The organism is Mycobacterium heckeshornense (genome assembly GCF_016592155.1).
GTDB lineage: Bacteria > Actinomycetota > Actinomycetes > Mycobacteriales > Mycobacteriaceae > Mycobacterium > Mycobacterium heckeshornense.
The window spans coordinates 3044582-3058405 of sequence record NZ_AP024237.1; the positions used below are offsets into that span (position 1 = coordinate 3044582).

Below are 13824 nucleotides of genomic sequence, written 5' to 3' on the forward strand. Positions count from 1 at the left end.
CGGACGTCGCCGGCCGATCAGGCCCCGTCGTCGAGATGGGCGGCCGGCTCTCCCCCGGCGGCGGTGAACGCCGTGAGCGCGCGCACCAAGCCGTGACGTTCCGACGCCGGCATTCGTTCGACGATGCGGGCGATCTCGGCGCGCCGCTGTGCGGTGACCTTGCGCACCACCTCACGTCCGCGCTCGGTCAACGCGGCCAACAGTTCGCGGCGCGACGTGGGGTGAGGTTGACGGTCGACGAGCCCGGCGCCGACGAGCCGATCCACCATTCGGCCCGCGGCCGACGGCCGCACGCCCAGCACGGCGGCCAGGGTCGCGAGGTTGATCGGGCCGCGGTTGGACAGGATCACCAGGGTCCGGAACTGCGGGATGGTGATGGTCTCGTCGACCCGGGCGATGGAGTGAGCCGAGATGCCCACCAGCAGGCGTGATGCGGTCAACAGCGCGTCGGTGATCGCGTCGAGCGACTCCTCGGTTGCAGTGGCTTTGGTGGTCATGGCCGCGCTTTCTGTGGTCACGCCGATCGTTTCGGCACACAGGGTTGCCACAGCATAGCAGCAGACAACTATAACCTACCAGAACTATTTCCTAAGACTACTATTGTCGTACGAACCCCGCATTCCTGGAGGAGATTCTCAATGAGCATTGACGTGCCCGCCGGAGCAGAGCACGCCTCGGCAATCAGCGACCGGGCGATGTGGGCATTGGGCGACTACGCGCTCATCGCCGAGCAGGTGATGGCGCCGCTCGGCCCGCTGCTGGTGGCCGCCGCCGGCATCGGTCCGGGCGATCGGGTCCTCGACGTCGCTGCCGGTTCCGGCAACGTGTCGGTTCCAGCCGCCAGGGTCGGCGCCCACGTGGTGGCCAGCGACCTCACACCGGAGCTGCTGCAGCGCGCCCAAAGACGCGCTGCCGACCTGCGTCTGCACCTCGAGTGCCGGGAAGCCAACGCCGAAGCGCTGCCGTTCGCCGACGGCGCATTCGACGCGGTGCTGTCCGCCATCGGCGTGATGTTCGCACCGCGCCATCAACGCGCCGCCAACGAGCTGGTGCGGGTGTGCCGGGCCGGCGGGACGATTGGCCTGATCAGCTGGACCCCGGAGGGGTTCTTCGGTCAGATGCTTGCCGCGATCCGGCCATACCGGCCGACACCGCAGCCGGGCATGCCTCCGGCGGCGCTGTGGGGTCGGGAAGACTACGTCACCGGCCTGTTGGGTCAGCGCGTCGGCGATGTCAGCGCGCGCCGGGGCATGCTGACAGTGGACCGGTTTGACAGCCCAGAAGCGGTGCACGAGTACTTCAAGCACCACTACGGCCCGACGATCAGCGCCTACCGCAACATCGCCGACAACCCGGTCCTGGTCGCCAGCCTTGACGCTCAACTCATCGAACTAGCCCAAAGCCACCTCAGAGACGGCGTCATGCAGTGGGAGTACCTGCTCGTCATCGCCAGAAAGTGGTAGAGCGGCTAGCTGCGTGTTGCCTCTTCTCCGGCCAGCCGGGGGATCAACCCGCCGGCTAGCACGTCCTTCACCTGGCGCTGTGAAAGCCGTTGCCGCACAGTCAGACACGTCTTTTTGGTGACGTTGTCGACCTGCAACGTGTCGCTGCGTGCCAAGGTGTCGCGAAGATTGCCGATGCGCAGCGTGTCGCCTTGCTCGATCGTGTCGTAGTCGTCCTCGTCGTCGAACTCGAGGGCGAGCACCCCGTAGTTGGCCAGGTTCTGCCAATGGATGCGGGCGAACGACTTGGCGATCACCACGCGCAGCCCCAGATAACGCGGTGCGATCGCGGCATGTTCGCGCGAAGATCCCTGGCCGTAGTTGTCGCCGCCGACGACGACGTGACCGGTCTGCTGGGCCTGCTGTGCCCGCTGGGGATAGGAGTCGTCGAGCTGGGCGAAACTGAACATCGACAGCTTCGGAATGTTGGAGCGATACGGCAGCGCTCGCGCGCCGGCCGGGGAGATCTCGTCGGTGGAGATGTTGTCGCCGACTTTGAGCAGCACCGGCGCCTCGATCTCGTCGGGCAACGGCGAGAACTCCGGAAGGCTCGAAACGTTTTGCCCCTTCACCGGTTCGACGTTGCGCGCCTGCTCCTGTGGCAACGGCGGCACCAACATCGCGGTATTCACCGAATTCTGCCGGGGAAGCTCAAGTTTCGGATACTTCACCTTTGCTTTGCGCGCCCACTCCCGCGGATCGGTGATCACTCCGGTCAACGCTGACGCGGCGGCGGTCTCCGGCGAACACAACCACACCGAGTCCTCTCTGGTGCCCGACCGACCGGGAAAGTTACGCGGCATGGTACGCAGCGAGTTTCGGCCGACTGCCGGGGCCTGACCCATGCCGATGCAGCCCATGTAGCCCGCTTGGTGAATTCGCGCACCGGCAACGACCAGCTCGGTCAGCGCGCCCATCTTGGTCAGGTCGGCCAGGATCTCCCGTGAGGTCGGGTTGATGTCAAAGCTGACATGCGGTGCCGTCTGCCGTCCCGCCACCATCGCGGCGGCGATCGCGAAATCGCGAAGTCCCGGGTTGGCGCTCGACCCGATCACCACCTGCGCGACGTCTTTACCGGCGGCGTCACGAACCGGCACCACATTGCCCGGCGAGGACGGTTGTGCGATCAGCGGCTCGATCTTGGATAGGTCGATGGTCTCTTCGATGTCGTAGCCCGCGCCATCGTCTGCGACCAACTCGACCCAGTCGTCCTCGCGGCCTTCGGCCCGCATGAAATCGCGAACCGCTTGGTCGCTGGGGAAAACCGTTGTGGTAGCTCCTAATTCAGCTCCCATGTTCGCAATCACGTGCCGGTCCATCGCGGTCAGGCCGGCCAGGCCGGGACCGTGGTACTCGATGATCCGGTTCACCCCGCCCTTGACGTCGTGTCGGCGCAGCATCTCCAGGATGACGTCCTTGGCCGAACACCACTGGGGCAGTTCACCTTCGAGCCTTATTCCCCACACCTCAGGCATCCGCAGGTGCAGTGGACGTCCCGAAATCGCCAGCGCCACTTCGAGACCACCCACTCCGATGGCCAACATGCCCAGCGAACCGGCCGCCGGGGTGTGCGAATCCGAACCCACCATGGTTTTGCCTGGAATCCCGAACCGCTGCATATGCGTCGGGTGCGACACTCCGTTGCCAGGCTTGGAAAACCAGAGACCGAAGCGCTGGCAGGCGGTGCGCAGATATTCGTGGTCCTCGGCGTTCTTCTCGTCGGTTTGCAGCAGGTTGTGGTCGACGTACTGCACGCTCACCTCGGTACGCGCCCTGTCGAGCCCGAGTGCCTCGAGTTCCTGCATTACCAGCGTGCCGGTCGCATCCTGGGTCAGTGTCTGGTCGATGTGTATCGCAATCTCCCGGCCCGGCGTCATCTCACCGGATACCAGGTGTGAGTTGATCAACTTGCGGGTGACGTTGAGCGCCATCATGGTCCTTCCCGATCACGGTGGGCTGGTGTGCTACCCGATGTATTCCCATGACCGGCTCGCGGCTATCACTGCAGTTTCGACCAATTCACCATAGGCTAACTTTAGCTGCCGAAAACTGCTCGCATTTGTCTACTTAGGCAAAGCTGTCCTGAATTAGTGTTACCTTCGTTGCTAAGGCTATCTACCTGCGCTAACGTTCACTTCATGAGCAATCGAAATGTCCCCACAACGAAATTCAATGCGCTGGTGCAAGATCAAATACGTAATGAATTCACGGTCGCCCAGCAATATATTGCGATGGCGGTGTATTTCGACCGCGACAACTTGCCACAGCTGGCGAGACACTTTTACAGCCAAGCCGTCGAGAAGCGAAATCACGCGATGATGTTGGTCCAGTACCTCCTCGACCGGGACGCGCCCGTGGAAATCCCGGGAGTAGACGAGGTGCGAAACCAATTCGACTCGGCCCGAGACGCGTTGGAGTTAGCGGTGCAGCACGAACGTGCGGTGACCGAACAGGTCGGCAGGCTTGCCGGTGTGGCACGCGAGGAAAGTGATTACCTCGGCGAACAGTTCATCCAGTGGTTCTGCAAGGAGCAGATCCGACAGGTGGCGCTGATGACAACCTTGGTGCGAGTCGCCGACCGTGCCAAAGCCAACCTGTTCGATCTGGAGAACTTCGTCGCCCGCGAGGTGGGCTCGGCGCCGAGTCCCTCCGGTGCTCCGCATGCCGCCGGAGGCAGCCTCTGAACCGATCCGCCCGGGTCGGCAACTCGGTTCAACCGGTGCCATGTCCCGCGCTGCTGTGGTAGCGATGACCGCGAACGAACCGACTGAAAGGCGACTTTATGGATCCACAGGTGGCTCATCAGCGTGCTCAGGACATATTCGCCGCCGTGCTCGCCCGAGTCAGACCCGACCAGTTGGGAGCCGCAACACCGTGCTCGGAGTGGACGGTTCGCGACCTGATCGACCATGTGGTGAGCGGTAACGAGCGGGTCGGCCAATGGGCGGGCAGTTACGAGCAGCCGCCGGCCCGACCCGTCGATGTGACCGAGGCGCACCGCGCGTCCGCCGCCGCCGCACAGGAGGCGTTCGCAAAACCCGGTGCGTTAGACGCGACCTATCGGCTGCCGTTTGGCGAAGTCGCCGGCCGGGTCCTGATCGGGATGCGCACGACGGACGTGCTGGTCCACGCATGGGATCTGGCCGCTGCCACCGACCAGTCCACCGACCTGGATCCCGAGTTGGCACTCGAGCAGCTGGCTGTCGCGCGCGCCAGTGTGCGGCCCGAATTTCGCGGCCCGGGCAGACCGTTCGGTGCCGAGCGGCCATGTTCGGCCGACCGTCCGCCCGCCGATCAGCTGGCCGCCTTCCTCGGCCGCGCAGTGGGTTAAATCAGCGCGCGGTCACCCGATGTGCAGGGGGTCGATCGCGACGCGGACGGGCTCGTGCGTTTGCCGCGCACTGAGCACGGCAACGGCGCGGCGCAGGGCGGCCGCCAGCGCCAGGCCCCGGTCGCGGTGCACCCGCAGCAGCATCCGGGTCACCGCCGCGCCGGCGGAAACGCCCGCCGGGCGGCGTGCGCCCGGCGGCAGCTGCACCGGGCCGAGGACATCGGTGCCGTCGGGCAGCCGAACTTCGTCGAGCAGCGCCGCCACCGCGTCCGCGGTGCCGTCGACCGCGGCGATGTGCACGCTCGGTGGCAGGCCAACGTCGGTACGCCCGGCGAGCTCGGCGTCCGCGTGGCCCACCGGGTCCCAGCGGATCAGCGCTTGGACGGTCGGGATCGATGATTCCGCGACGACGGTGACCACCCCGCCGTCCCGGCGGCTGCGAACCAGTGCCGCGGCGGTCATCCAGCGCCGCAGGGTGTCTTCGGCGGCACGCAGGTCCTGCCGGCCCAGCAGCGCCCAGCCGTCCAACAGCAACGCCGCCCCGTACCCACCCGGAACGCGGGGCTCGGCCCCGGGGGTGGCGACGACCAGGGCCGGACGGGCTGCGACCTCGGAAACGACGGCGTCGCCCGCGGAGGTGATCACATTGATCCCGGGAAATGCCCTGCCCAGCTCCTCGGCCGTGCGCCCGGCGCCGACCACGACCGCGCGCACCGTGTCGGATCCACAGCGTGCGCATCGCAGCGCAGGCTCCACCCGGCCACACCAGCGGCACACCGGGCCGGCCGCCGCGCGATCGGGTAGCGACAGCGGCCCCCTGCAGTGCCGGCAGCGGGTGATGGCGCGGCAGCGTCCACACGCCAGTGCCGGGATGTATCCCCGCCGCGGCACCTGCACGAGCACCGGGGCGCCCGACCCCAGGGCCGAGCGGGCCGCGCGCAGGGCCACCGACGGTAGCCGCGCGGTGCGTGCCGCGGGGTCACGCGCTTCGGCGTAGCCGTGGTCGTCGATCGCCACCACCCGGGGCGCACACGCACGCACCAGCTGGCGCGCCGCGACGATGTCGTGCGCCCAGCCGCGTTGAACGAGTGCGTGAGCTTCTGCGGTGCGGGCATAACCGCCGAGCAGCGCGGCGCAGCGGCGCTGGTGGGCCCGTAGCAACGCGACCTCACGGGCATGGGGATACGGGGCCCGCGACTCGGCCAGGGTGTCGTCGCCGTCGTCCCACACCAGGACCAAACCCAGGTCGGTTACCGGCGCGAACACGGCGCTGCGGGTGCCGATCACCAGCCGGGCGCGGCCCCGCAACACCGCCAGCCAGCGACGGTAGCGGGCGGCGGGCCCCAGCCCGGCCGACAACGCCACCACCGCGGCGTCGTCGATGTGCGTGATCGCCGCCCGCCACAGCGCGTCGACATCCCGCTGATCGGGGACGATCGCCAGCACGCCGTGCCCCGCGCGGACCGTCTGCGCGGCCGCTTCAGCGAATCGATGCACCCACAGCTCACCCGGCAACGCCTGCCATACGGCGCGCGCGGCGCGTGATTCGCCCAGCGCGGCCAGAAACTGGCCGCCGCGGCCGTAGGACTCCCAACCGGTGGGGTCGACCGGCTCCACGACAGGCCGGCTGATCGCGGTCAGGGTTTCCCGCTCCGCGCCGGCATGCCGCGCCGGCACGGCCAGCCGCAACACGTCGGCCCGGGTTCCGGCGTAGCGCGCCGCTACCGCGTCGACCAGCCGGCGGATTTCCGGGGTGAGCACTGGCTCGGCGGAGATGACACGGTCCAGCCAGCCCAACCTGCCGGCGTGATCGGTGTCGGTGCGGCGCTCCAGCACGAAGCCGTCGACCAGCCGGCCATGGAACCGAATCCGGACCCGCACCCCTGGCTGGGCGTCGTCGGATTGCTCTGCGGCAACGAGATAGTCGAACTCGCGGTCCAGATGCGGCACCGACAACATCGGCAGCACCCGCGCGATCGGTTCGTGCTCGGCGGCCCGCCGGGTCGCGCTCACCGGCCGGCCGCCGGCTCCGTCCGACCGAAGAAGAACCCGGCCGTGATCAGGATCTGCGCCAGCGCGTAGGCCCACCAGACCGGGACCGCCAGCGCCTCGTTGTCGAGCACGAAGCGCTCGATGCCGATCATCGCGTCCGAGACCGCGAAGCACACCGCACCTACCGCGGTCCACACCGTCGGCAACCGTGCCAGCAGTGCGGCGCACACCATCGCGGCCAACACCACGATGTACGCGGTCACCGGGACCGTGTGCGCCTGCAGCCGCGGCCACAACCACGCCAGCAGCGCCGCACACGCCAGGCAGGCCAGCACCACCGCGATCAGGCGCACCGCGGACCGTCGGGCCAGTGGAATCAGTGCTGCCAGAAAACACAAGTGCGCCAACAGAAATGACGCGAGTCCTGACACGAACGACAACGACCACCACGGGATGGCCAGCAGCCAGTCGCCGACGGCCGACGCCAGCAGCGCCGGCATCAGCCAGCGTCGCTCCCGCACAATCGGATGCGCGGCGGCGCCCACGGCCAGCAGCAGCGCCATCGACGCCTTGAACGCGGGTTGTGCCACCCAGTGGCCGGTCAACTCGGCACCCGGCGACGACCGCAGTGCGGTCACGGTCACAAAGATCCCGTAGCCGACACCGAACCAACCGGCAGCCACCCACGCACCGAGCACCACCCGGGGTGCGTACGGTGGGCCCATGCCCAGCTTCGACAAGACCGGTCCCGCCATCGATCCCACCATGCTGAAGGTACTGGATAAGGTTCCGTTCCGGCTCTGCGCCGACGAGGGCGTCGAGACGGTGCGGCAGCGGATGCGTGACCTGCCCCGCCGCCCGGTTCATCCAGACGTACGGGTCGAAAACAAGACCATCGGCGGGCCGGCCGGCGACATCGGGGTCCGAATCTATTGGCCGCCAGAGGCTTTGGAAACACCACTGCCGATGATGCTGTACTTCCACGGCGGCGGTTTTGTCGCCGGCGATCTTGACACCCACGACGGCACCTGCCGCCAGCACGCCGTGGGCGCTGACGCGGTTGTCGTTTCCGTCGACTACCGGCTGGCGCCTGAGCACCCCTACCCCGCCGCTGTCGACGACGCCTGGGCGGCAACGCAATGGGTCGCCGAGCACGGTGACGAACTCGGCGCCGACCCCGCCCGCCTCGCGGTGGCCGGCGATTCGGCCGGCGGCACCCTTTCCGCGGTGATCACGCAGCGTGCCCGCGACGAGGGCGGGCCACCGCTGACCTTCCAGCTGTTGTGGTATCCGTCCACGCTGTGGGACACTTCGCTGCCGTCGTTCACCGAGAACGCGTCTGCGCCCATACTGGACCGGGCCGCAATCGCGGCGTTCTCGCGTTGGTACGCAGGCGAACTCGACTTGACCAACCCGCCGCCGGGGCTGGCGCCGGGACGGGCGGCCAACCTCGACGGCTTGCCGCCCGCCTATGTCGCGGTCGCCGGCCACGACCCGCTGCGCGACGACGGCATCCGCTACGGCGAGCTGCTCGCCGCGGCGGGCGTGCCCGTCGAAGTCCACTGCGCTGAAACCCTCATGCACGGCTACCTCGGATACGCCGGCGTGGTGCCCGCCGCCACCGAAGCCATGGACCGTGGGCTGGTGGCCCTGCGCAAGGCGCTGCACGCCTAGCGCCGCGAGTATGTGCTGGGGCGCCACACCGTGCCACCGTTTGACCGCATGCGAGAGAGCTTCGCGCTGATGGAAAATGGTCCTGATGACGGCGATCATCGACCTCATGCCCGGGCATCCGATAGAACTCGAGGCGACGCTCACGCTGCGGCCCAAGCAGGGTGTACACGTCGTCGCGCGGAGACGCCCATGACCGATTACCACACCGTCGTCGTCGGCGCAGGATTCTCGGGCATCGGCACCGCGATCAAACTCGGCCAGGCCGGATTCGGCGACTACCGGGTGATCGAAGCCGGCGATGGCGTCGGCGGCACCTGGTATTGGAACACCTATCCCGGTATCGCCGTGGACATTCCGTCGTTTTCCTACCAGTTCTCGTTCGAACAGAGCGCGCACTGGTCGCGAACCTATGCGCCCGGACACGAACTTCGGGCCTATGCAGAACATTGCGTCGACAAGTATGGGATCCGGCCGAAGATCCGCTTCAACACCAAAGTTCTCGCCGCGCGGTTCGACGACGACCACGACCTGTGGCGGGTGCAGATTGACCCCGGCGGCGACATCACCACCAGATTTTTGGTGAACGCCAGCGGCGTGCTCACCGTGCCCAAACTGCCCGACATCGACGGCGTCGACTCGTTCGCCGGCATCACCATGCATACCGCACGCTGGGATCACAACCAGGACCTGACCGGCAAGCGGGTCGCGGTCATCGGCACCGGTGCCTCGGCTGTGCAGGTGATCCCGGAGATCGCCCCGATTGTCAAGCATCTCACCGTGTTTCAGCGCACGCCGATCTGGTGCTTCCCCAAGTTTGACGTGCCGTTGCCAGCGCCGGCGCGCTGGGCGATGCGGCTGCCGGGCGGCAAGGCCGTGCAGCGGCTGGCCAGCCAAGCCTTCGTCGAAGCGACGTTTCCCATCCCGGCGCATTACTTCACCGTCTTCCCGCTGGCCAAACGGATGGAAGCGGCTGGCCTGGCCTACTTGCGTCGGCAGGTCCGCGATCCCGTCGTGCGCGAGAAGCTCACCCCGAACTACGCCGTCGGCTGCAAGCGCCCAGGCTTCCACAACGGCTACCTGGCCACCTTCAACCGTGACAACGTGCGGCTGGTCACCGAGCCGATCGACAAGATCACGCCCACCGGCGTGGCCACCCGCGACGGCGAAACCCACCAGATCGACGTGCTGGTGCTGGCGACCGGCTTCAAGGTGATGGACGCCGACAGCGTGCCCACGTTCGCGGTGACCGGCAGCGGTGGCCGCTCACTAAGCGCATTCTGGGACGAACACCGGCTGCAGGCCTACGAGGGTGTCAGCATCCCCGGATTCCCGAACCTGTTTTCGGTGTTCGGCCCCTACGGCTACGTCGGCTCCTCCTACTTCGCGCTAATCGAGACCCAGACCCACCACATCATCCGGTGCCTGAAGCGGGCCCGGCGCCGGGGCGCCACCCGGGTGGAAGTCACCCGGGAAGCCAACGACCGGTATTTCGCCGAGATGATGCGCCGCCGGCACCGCCAGGTTTTCTGGCAGGACAGCTGCCGACGGGCCAACAGCTACTACTTCGACAAGAACGGCGACGTGCCGTTGCGGCCCACCACCACCGTCGAGGCCTATTGGCGCAGCAGGCGTTTCGACCTTGACGACTACCGGTTCACCTCGTAGCCGCGACCAGACAGAGAATCGCGTTACCCCGCGGCGATTTGTGCGATTCTGCGTCTGCTCGCGGTAGTTGGGTCCTACACTGCGCGCTTGAGGTCGTCGACCTTGTTGAGCTGCTCCCAGGGCAAGTCGATGTCGGTACGGCCGAAGTGGCCGTAGGCCGCGGTTTGCGCATAGATGGGCCGCAGCAGGTCCAGGTCGCGGATGATGGCCCCGGGCCGCAGGTCGAACACCTCGCCGATGGCTTTCTCGATCTTGACCGGGTCGACGGTTTCGGTGCCGAACGTCTCGACGAACAGCCCGACCGGTGCCGCCTTGCCGATGGCGTAGGCGACCTGCACCTCGATCCGTTCCGCCAGCCCGGCACCGACAACGTTCTTGGCCACCCAGCGCATCGCATAGGCCGCGGAGCGGTCCACCTTGGAGGGATCCTTGCCGGAGAAGGCGCCGCCGCCGTGGCGGGCCCAGCCGCCGTAGGTATCGACGATGATCTTGCGGCCGGTCAACCCCGCGTCGCCCATCGGCCCGCCGAGCACGAATTTGCCGGTCGGGTTGACCAGTAGCCGCGCTCCGGATGCGTCCAGGGTGTCGTGAGCCAGGTCGTCGAGCACGGTGTTGAGGACCTTTTCCCGGATGTCGGGAGTCAGCATGTCGTCCAGGTCGATGTCCGCGGCGTGCTGGGTGGAAATCACGACGGTGTCCAACCGGACCGGGGTATTGCCTTCGTAGGCGATGGTGACCTGGGTCTTGCCGTCCGGGCGCAGATACGGCAGCACACCGTTCTTGCGGACCTCGGCCAGCCGGCGGGCCAGCCGATGGGCCAGGGCGATCGGCAGCGGCATCATTTCCGGGGTGTCTTTGATCGCATAGCCGAACATCAGGCCCTGGTCACCGGCGCCCTGCGCATCCAGCGGGTCCTCCACGCCTTCGACGCGGGCCTCGTAGGCGGTGTCGACACCTTGGGCGATGTCGGGAGACTGCCTGCCGATGGCGATGTTCACCCCGCACGACGCTCCGTCGAAGCCCTTGTCGGAGGAGTCGTAGCCGATCTCCAGGATGCGGCTGCGGACCGTGTCGGTGATCTCGGCGAACGCCTCCTTGGCGCTGGTCGTCACCTCACCGGCGACATGTACCTGGCCGGTGGTGACCATGGTCTCGACGGCGACGCGTGAGCGGGGGTCGTCGGCCAGCAGGGCGTCGAGCACCGAGTCGCTGATGGCATCGCAGATCTTGTCGGGGTGCCCCTCGGTCACCGACTCGCTGGTGAACAGCCGACCCTTTTCGCTCACACCCAGATCCTTCCGCCACATCCATCCACATCCATCAAAATGTTAGCCAGACAAATTATATCGTCGCGCTGTCCACCCGCCCGGCCCGCGCGGGCGTCGCGAGCGGACTTACCCGCTGCCGCTGCGCAGAAAGGCGGCGATGGCGTCCACGATACGACTGGCCATCAGCGTCTTGGAGCCGTGCTGCAACGCCAACTCGGTGCCGTCGGAGGCCAACAGCCAGCCGTCGTTGCTGTCGACCTCGAACGCCCTGCCTTCACCGACCGCGTTGACGACCAGCAAGTCACAGCCCTTGCGGCGCAGCTTATTTCGGGCATGGAACAACACGTCGCCTTCCGCGTCGCCGGTCTCGGCCGCGAACCCGACGATGGCCCGCATGTTGGGCAGCTGCCCGTCGGCGCGGGCCCGCACCGCGCCGGCCAGCACGTCGTCGTTACGCACGAGTCGGATGGTCGGGGGTCCCTCGACCCCCTTTTTGATCTTGGCGGACGCGGCCTGGGCCGGGCGGAAATCGGCGACCGCGGCCGCCATCACCAGCACATGGGCGTCGGGAGCATGCTTGGATACCGCGTCGCGCAGCTGCTGCGCCGAGCTGACGTGCACCACGTCGACACCGGCGGGATCGATGAGCCCCGCGGTGTGCCCGGCGATCAGGGTGACCTCGGCTCCTCGCTGCGCGGCGACGCGGGCCAGCGCGTAGCCCTGCTTGCCCGAACTGCGGTTGCCGATGAAGCGCACCGGGTCGATCGGCTCGCGGGTGCCGCCGGCGGTCACCAGCATCTTGTAGCCGCGCAGGTCGTAGGGCAGGGCGTCGGGCCGCTCCAACAGCAGTTGGGCGAACGTCGTGATCTCCTCGGCCTCGGGGAGCCGCCCGGCACCGCTGTCGGTGCCGGTCAACCGTCCGGATGCCGGTTCCAGCACCACTGCGCCGCGGCGCCGCAGCGTGGCCACGTTCTCGACGGTGGCCGGATGCAGCCACATTTCGGTATGCATCGCCGGCGCGAACAGCACCGGACATCGGGCTGTCAGCAGTGTCGCGGTCAGCAGATCGTCGGCCCGGCCGGCCACCGCGCGGGCCAACAGGTCGGCGGTCGCCGGGGCCACCACCACCAGGTCGGCCTCTTGGCCGATGTGCACGTGCGGCACCAGCGGCACGTCGTCGAAGACCCCGGTGTGTACCGGTTCGCCGGAGAGCGCCTCGAACGTGGCCGCACCGATGAAACGCAACGCTGATTCGGTGGGGACCACCTTGACCCGGTGGCCCGCTTCGGTGAGCTGACGGACGACCGTGCACGCCTTGTAGGCGGCGATGCCTCCCGAGACGCCGACGACGATCCGTTTGCGGTCCATGCCGCGACGCCTACTTACTCGCCTTCGGTGTGCTCGAGCAAGTCGGCGTGGATTTCGCGCAGCGCGATGGACAGCGGCTTTTCCTGCAGTCCCGGCTCCACCAGCGGACCGACGTACTCCAGGATGCCCTCGCCCAGCTGGTTGTAGTAATCGTTGATCTGCCGCGCCCGTTTCGCCGCGTAGATCACCAGGGCGTATTTGCTCGAGACGCGCTCCAGCAACTCGTCGATGGGCGGGTTCGTGATACCCAGCGGCGGGTCGTAGGTCACGGTGCCACCCAGAGTCGGATCGAACTGATCCTTGGTGGCAGACGGCGCGTCAGGCTGCGGAGTACTCACTGAAAAAATTCTCCTGGCAAACTAGTGCGGCTGGGAACGGCTAACGACCAGACAAGCCGATTCACCCGGGATCCGGCGTTCCCACCAGCAAGGATACCAATTGCGCGCACGCGGTCTCCAATCGATCGTTGACCACGACCTCGTCGAAGTCACCCTGAGCCGCCAGTTCGGCGCGGGCCGTGTCGAGCCGCCGCTGGATCACCTCCGGTGTCTCGGTGCCGCGGCCGACTAGCCGGGCCTGCAAATCCTCCCAGCTCGGCGGCGCCAGGAAAACCGTGATCGCCTCGGGCATCGCCTTTTTGACCGCCCGGGCGCCAGCCAGGTCGACCTCGATCAGCACCGGGTGTCCGGTCGCGGCGGCGTCGCGAATCGGCTGCGCAAGCGTGCCTGACCGGTGCAGTCCGCCGTGGATCTCGGCCCACTCCAGCAGCGCGCCTTCCTCGATCAGTTGCTGGAAGCGCTCCGGTGTGACGAAGTGGTAGTCGACACCGTCGACCTCGCCGGGCCGCGGTGCCCGCGTGGTGACCGACACGCTGAAGTGCAGGTGGGGAATCCGCTCGCGCAGACATCGAACCACCGTCGACTTTCCGACGGCGGAGGGACCGGACAGCACGACCACGCGCCCTGCCGACGCCGGCCGCAGGTTCTGGTTGCGCTCGCCGTCCGGTCCCCCGTCGGCGCTCATC

Annotated in this window: 13 protein-coding genes and 1 pseudogene; 6 read left to right on the plus strand and 8 right to left on the minus strand. The window is 67.5% G+C overall.

Annotation, left to right across the window (positions count from 1 at the left end):
* Positions 1-17: 17 nt before the first annotated feature.
* Positions 18-497 (minus strand): MarR family transcriptional regulator, encoded by a 480-nt coding sequence (locus tag MHEC_RS14525; protein ID WP_048891810.1) that lies wholly within the window; start codon positions 495-497, stop codon positions 18-20.
* A 141-nt stretch (positions 498-638) separates the two neighbouring features.
* Here MHEC_RS14525 and MHEC_RS14530 point away from each other — a divergent pair, with 141 nt between their 5' ends.
* Positions 639-1463 carry a class I SAM-dependent methyltransferase gene (locus tag MHEC_RS14530; protein WP_048891763.1) on the plus strand — a complete coding sequence of 275 codons (825 nt, stop codon included), beginning with the start codon at positions 639-641 and terminating at the stop codon, positions 1461-1463.
* A 5-nt stretch (positions 1464-1468) separates the two neighbouring features.
* On the opposite strand, the gene MHEC_RS14535 is transcribed toward MHEC_RS14530, so the two are convergent.
* Positions 1469-3433 (minus strand): aconitate hydratase, encoded by a 1965-nt coding sequence (locus MHEC_RS14535; protein ID WP_048891809.1) that lies wholly within the window; start codon positions 3431-3433, stop codon positions 1469-1471.
* Between the two features lie 207 nt (positions 3434-3640).
* On the opposite strand from MHEC_RS14535, the gene MHEC_RS14540 reads away from it, so the two are divergent.
* Complete coding sequence (locus tag MHEC_RS14540) at positions 3641-4186, plus strand: ferritin (protein ID WP_048891762.1); 546 nt, start codon at positions 3641-3643, stop codon at positions 4184-4186.
* A gap of 98 nt (positions 4187-4284) precedes the next feature.
* Positions 4285-4833, plus strand: a complete 549-nt coding sequence (locus tag MHEC_RS14545; RefSeq protein WP_048891761.1) for a TIGR03086 family metal-binding protein — start codon at positions 4285-4287, stop codon at positions 4831-4833.
* 12 nt (positions 4834-4845) lie between these two features.
* Here the strand turns inward: MHEC_RS14545 and MHEC_RS14550 are convergent, their stop codons facing one another.
* Complete coding sequence (locus MHEC_RS14550; protein WP_048891808.1) at positions 4846-6792, minus strand: primosomal protein N'; 1947 nt, start codon at positions 6790-6792, stop codon at positions 4846-4848.
* A gap of 50 nt (positions 6793-6842) precedes the next feature.
* Entirely contained in the window at positions 6843-7550 is a 708-nt protein-coding gene (locus MHEC_RS14555) for a lysoplasmalogenase (RefSeq protein WP_048891760.1), read from the minus strand.
* On the opposite strand from MHEC_RS14555, the gene MHEC_RS14560 reads away from it, so the two are divergent.
* From MHEC_RS14560 to MHEC_RS14565, 3 genes and pseudogenes are all read left to right on the plus strand, one after another.
* On the plus strand, positions 7549-8499 hold the full coding sequence (locus tag MHEC_RS14560) for an alpha/beta hydrolase (RefSeq protein ID WP_048891759.1): 951 nt from the start codon (positions 7549-7551) through the stop codon (positions 8497-8499). The two genes, MHEC_RS14555 and MHEC_RS14560, sit on opposite strands and share 2 nt — an antisense overlap.
* Positions 8500-8553: 54 nt before the next feature.
* Positions 8554-8692, plus strand: a pseudogene (locus MHEC_RS24430) (hypothetical protein); the annotation flags it as partial.
* Positions 8689-10164, plus strand: a complete 1476-nt coding sequence (locus tag MHEC_RS14565) for a flavin-containing monooxygenase (protein WP_048891758.1) — start codon at positions 8689-8691, stop codon at positions 10162-10164. The pseudogene MHEC_RS24430 and the gene MHEC_RS14565, both read left to right, overlap by 4 nt.
* Positions 10165-10238: 74 nt before the next feature.
* Here MHEC_RS14565 and metK read toward each other — a convergent pair whose 3' ends face one another.
* The 4 genes from metK to gmk form a co-directional block, all read right to left on the minus strand.
* The gene (metK, locus tag MHEC_RS14570; RefSeq protein WP_048891807.1) at positions 10239-11450 is read right to left on the minus strand and encodes a methionine adenosyltransferase; all 1212 of its coding nucleotides are present in this window, start codon (positions 11448-11450) and stop codon (positions 10239-10241) included.
* Between the two features lie 108 nt (positions 11451-11558).
* Positions 11559-12800: a bifunctional phosphopantothenoylcysteine decarboxylase/phosphopantothenate--cysteine ligase CoaBC gene (gene coaBC / locus MHEC_RS14575; protein ID WP_048891757.1), complete on the minus strand. Its 1242-nt coding sequence runs from the start codon at positions 12798-12800 to the stop codon at positions 11559-11561.
* A gap of 14 nt (positions 12801-12814) precedes the next feature.
* The gene (gene rpoZ, locus MHEC_RS14580; protein ID WP_048891756.1) at positions 12815-13138 is read right to left on the minus strand and encodes a DNA-directed RNA polymerase subunit omega; all 324 of its coding nucleotides are present in this window, start codon (positions 13136-13138) and stop codon (positions 12815-12817) included.
* A gap of 61 nt (positions 13139-13199) precedes the next feature.
* Positions 13200-13823, minus strand: coding sequence for a guanylate kinase (gene gmk, locus MHEC_RS14585; protein ID WP_048891755.1), 624 nt, complete (start codon positions 13821-13823; stop codon positions 13200-13202).
* Position 13824 lies beyond the last annotated feature (1 nt).

What these genes read in the sequence shown, in the direction of transcription:
- MHEC_RS14525 (WP_048891810.1), bottom strand. Translation starts at nt 497, where the DNA reads ATGACCACCAAAGCCACTGCAACCGAGGAGTCGCTCGACGCGATCACC.
- MHEC_RS14530 (WP_048891763.1), top strand. Translation starts at nt 639, where the DNA reads ATGAGCATTGACGTGCCCGCCGGAGCAGAGCACGCCTCGGCAATCAGC.
- MHEC_RS14535 (WP_048891809.1), bottom strand. Translation starts at nt 3,433, where the DNA reads ATGGCGCTCAACGTCACCCGCAAGTTGATCAACTCACACCTGGTATCC.
- MHEC_RS14540 (WP_048891762.1), top strand. Translation starts at nt 3,641, where the DNA reads ATGAGCAATCGAAATGTCCCCACAACGAAATTCAATGCGCTGGTGCAA.
- MHEC_RS14545 (WP_048891761.1), top strand. Translation starts at nt 4,285, where the DNA reads ATGGATCCACAGGTGGCTCATCAGCGTGCTCAGGACATATTCGCCGCC.
- MHEC_RS14550 (WP_048891808.1), bottom strand. Translation starts at nt 6,792, where the DNA reads ATGTTGTCGGTGCCGCATCTGGACCGCGAGTTCGACTATCTCGTTGCC.
- MHEC_RS14560 (WP_048891759.1), top strand. Translation starts at nt 7,549, where the DNA reads ATGCCCAGCTTCGACAAGACCGGTCCCGCCATCGATCCCACCATGCTG.
- MHEC_RS14555 (WP_048891760.1), bottom strand. Translation starts at nt 7,550, where the DNA reads ATGGGCCCACCGTACGCACCCCGGGTGGTGCTCGGTGCGTGGGTGGCT.
- MHEC_RS14565 (WP_048891758.1), top strand. Translation starts at nt 8,689, where the DNA reads ATGACCGATTACCACACCGTCGTCGTCGGCGCAGGATTCTCGGGCATC.
- coaBC (WP_048891757.1), bottom strand. Translation starts at nt 12,800, where the DNA reads ATGGACCGCAAACGGATCGTCGTCGGCGTCTCGGGAGGCATCGCCGCC.
- gmk (WP_048891755.1), bottom strand. Translation starts at nt 13,823, where the DNA reads ATGAGCGCCGACGGGGGACCGGACGGCGAGCGCAACCAGAACCTGCGG.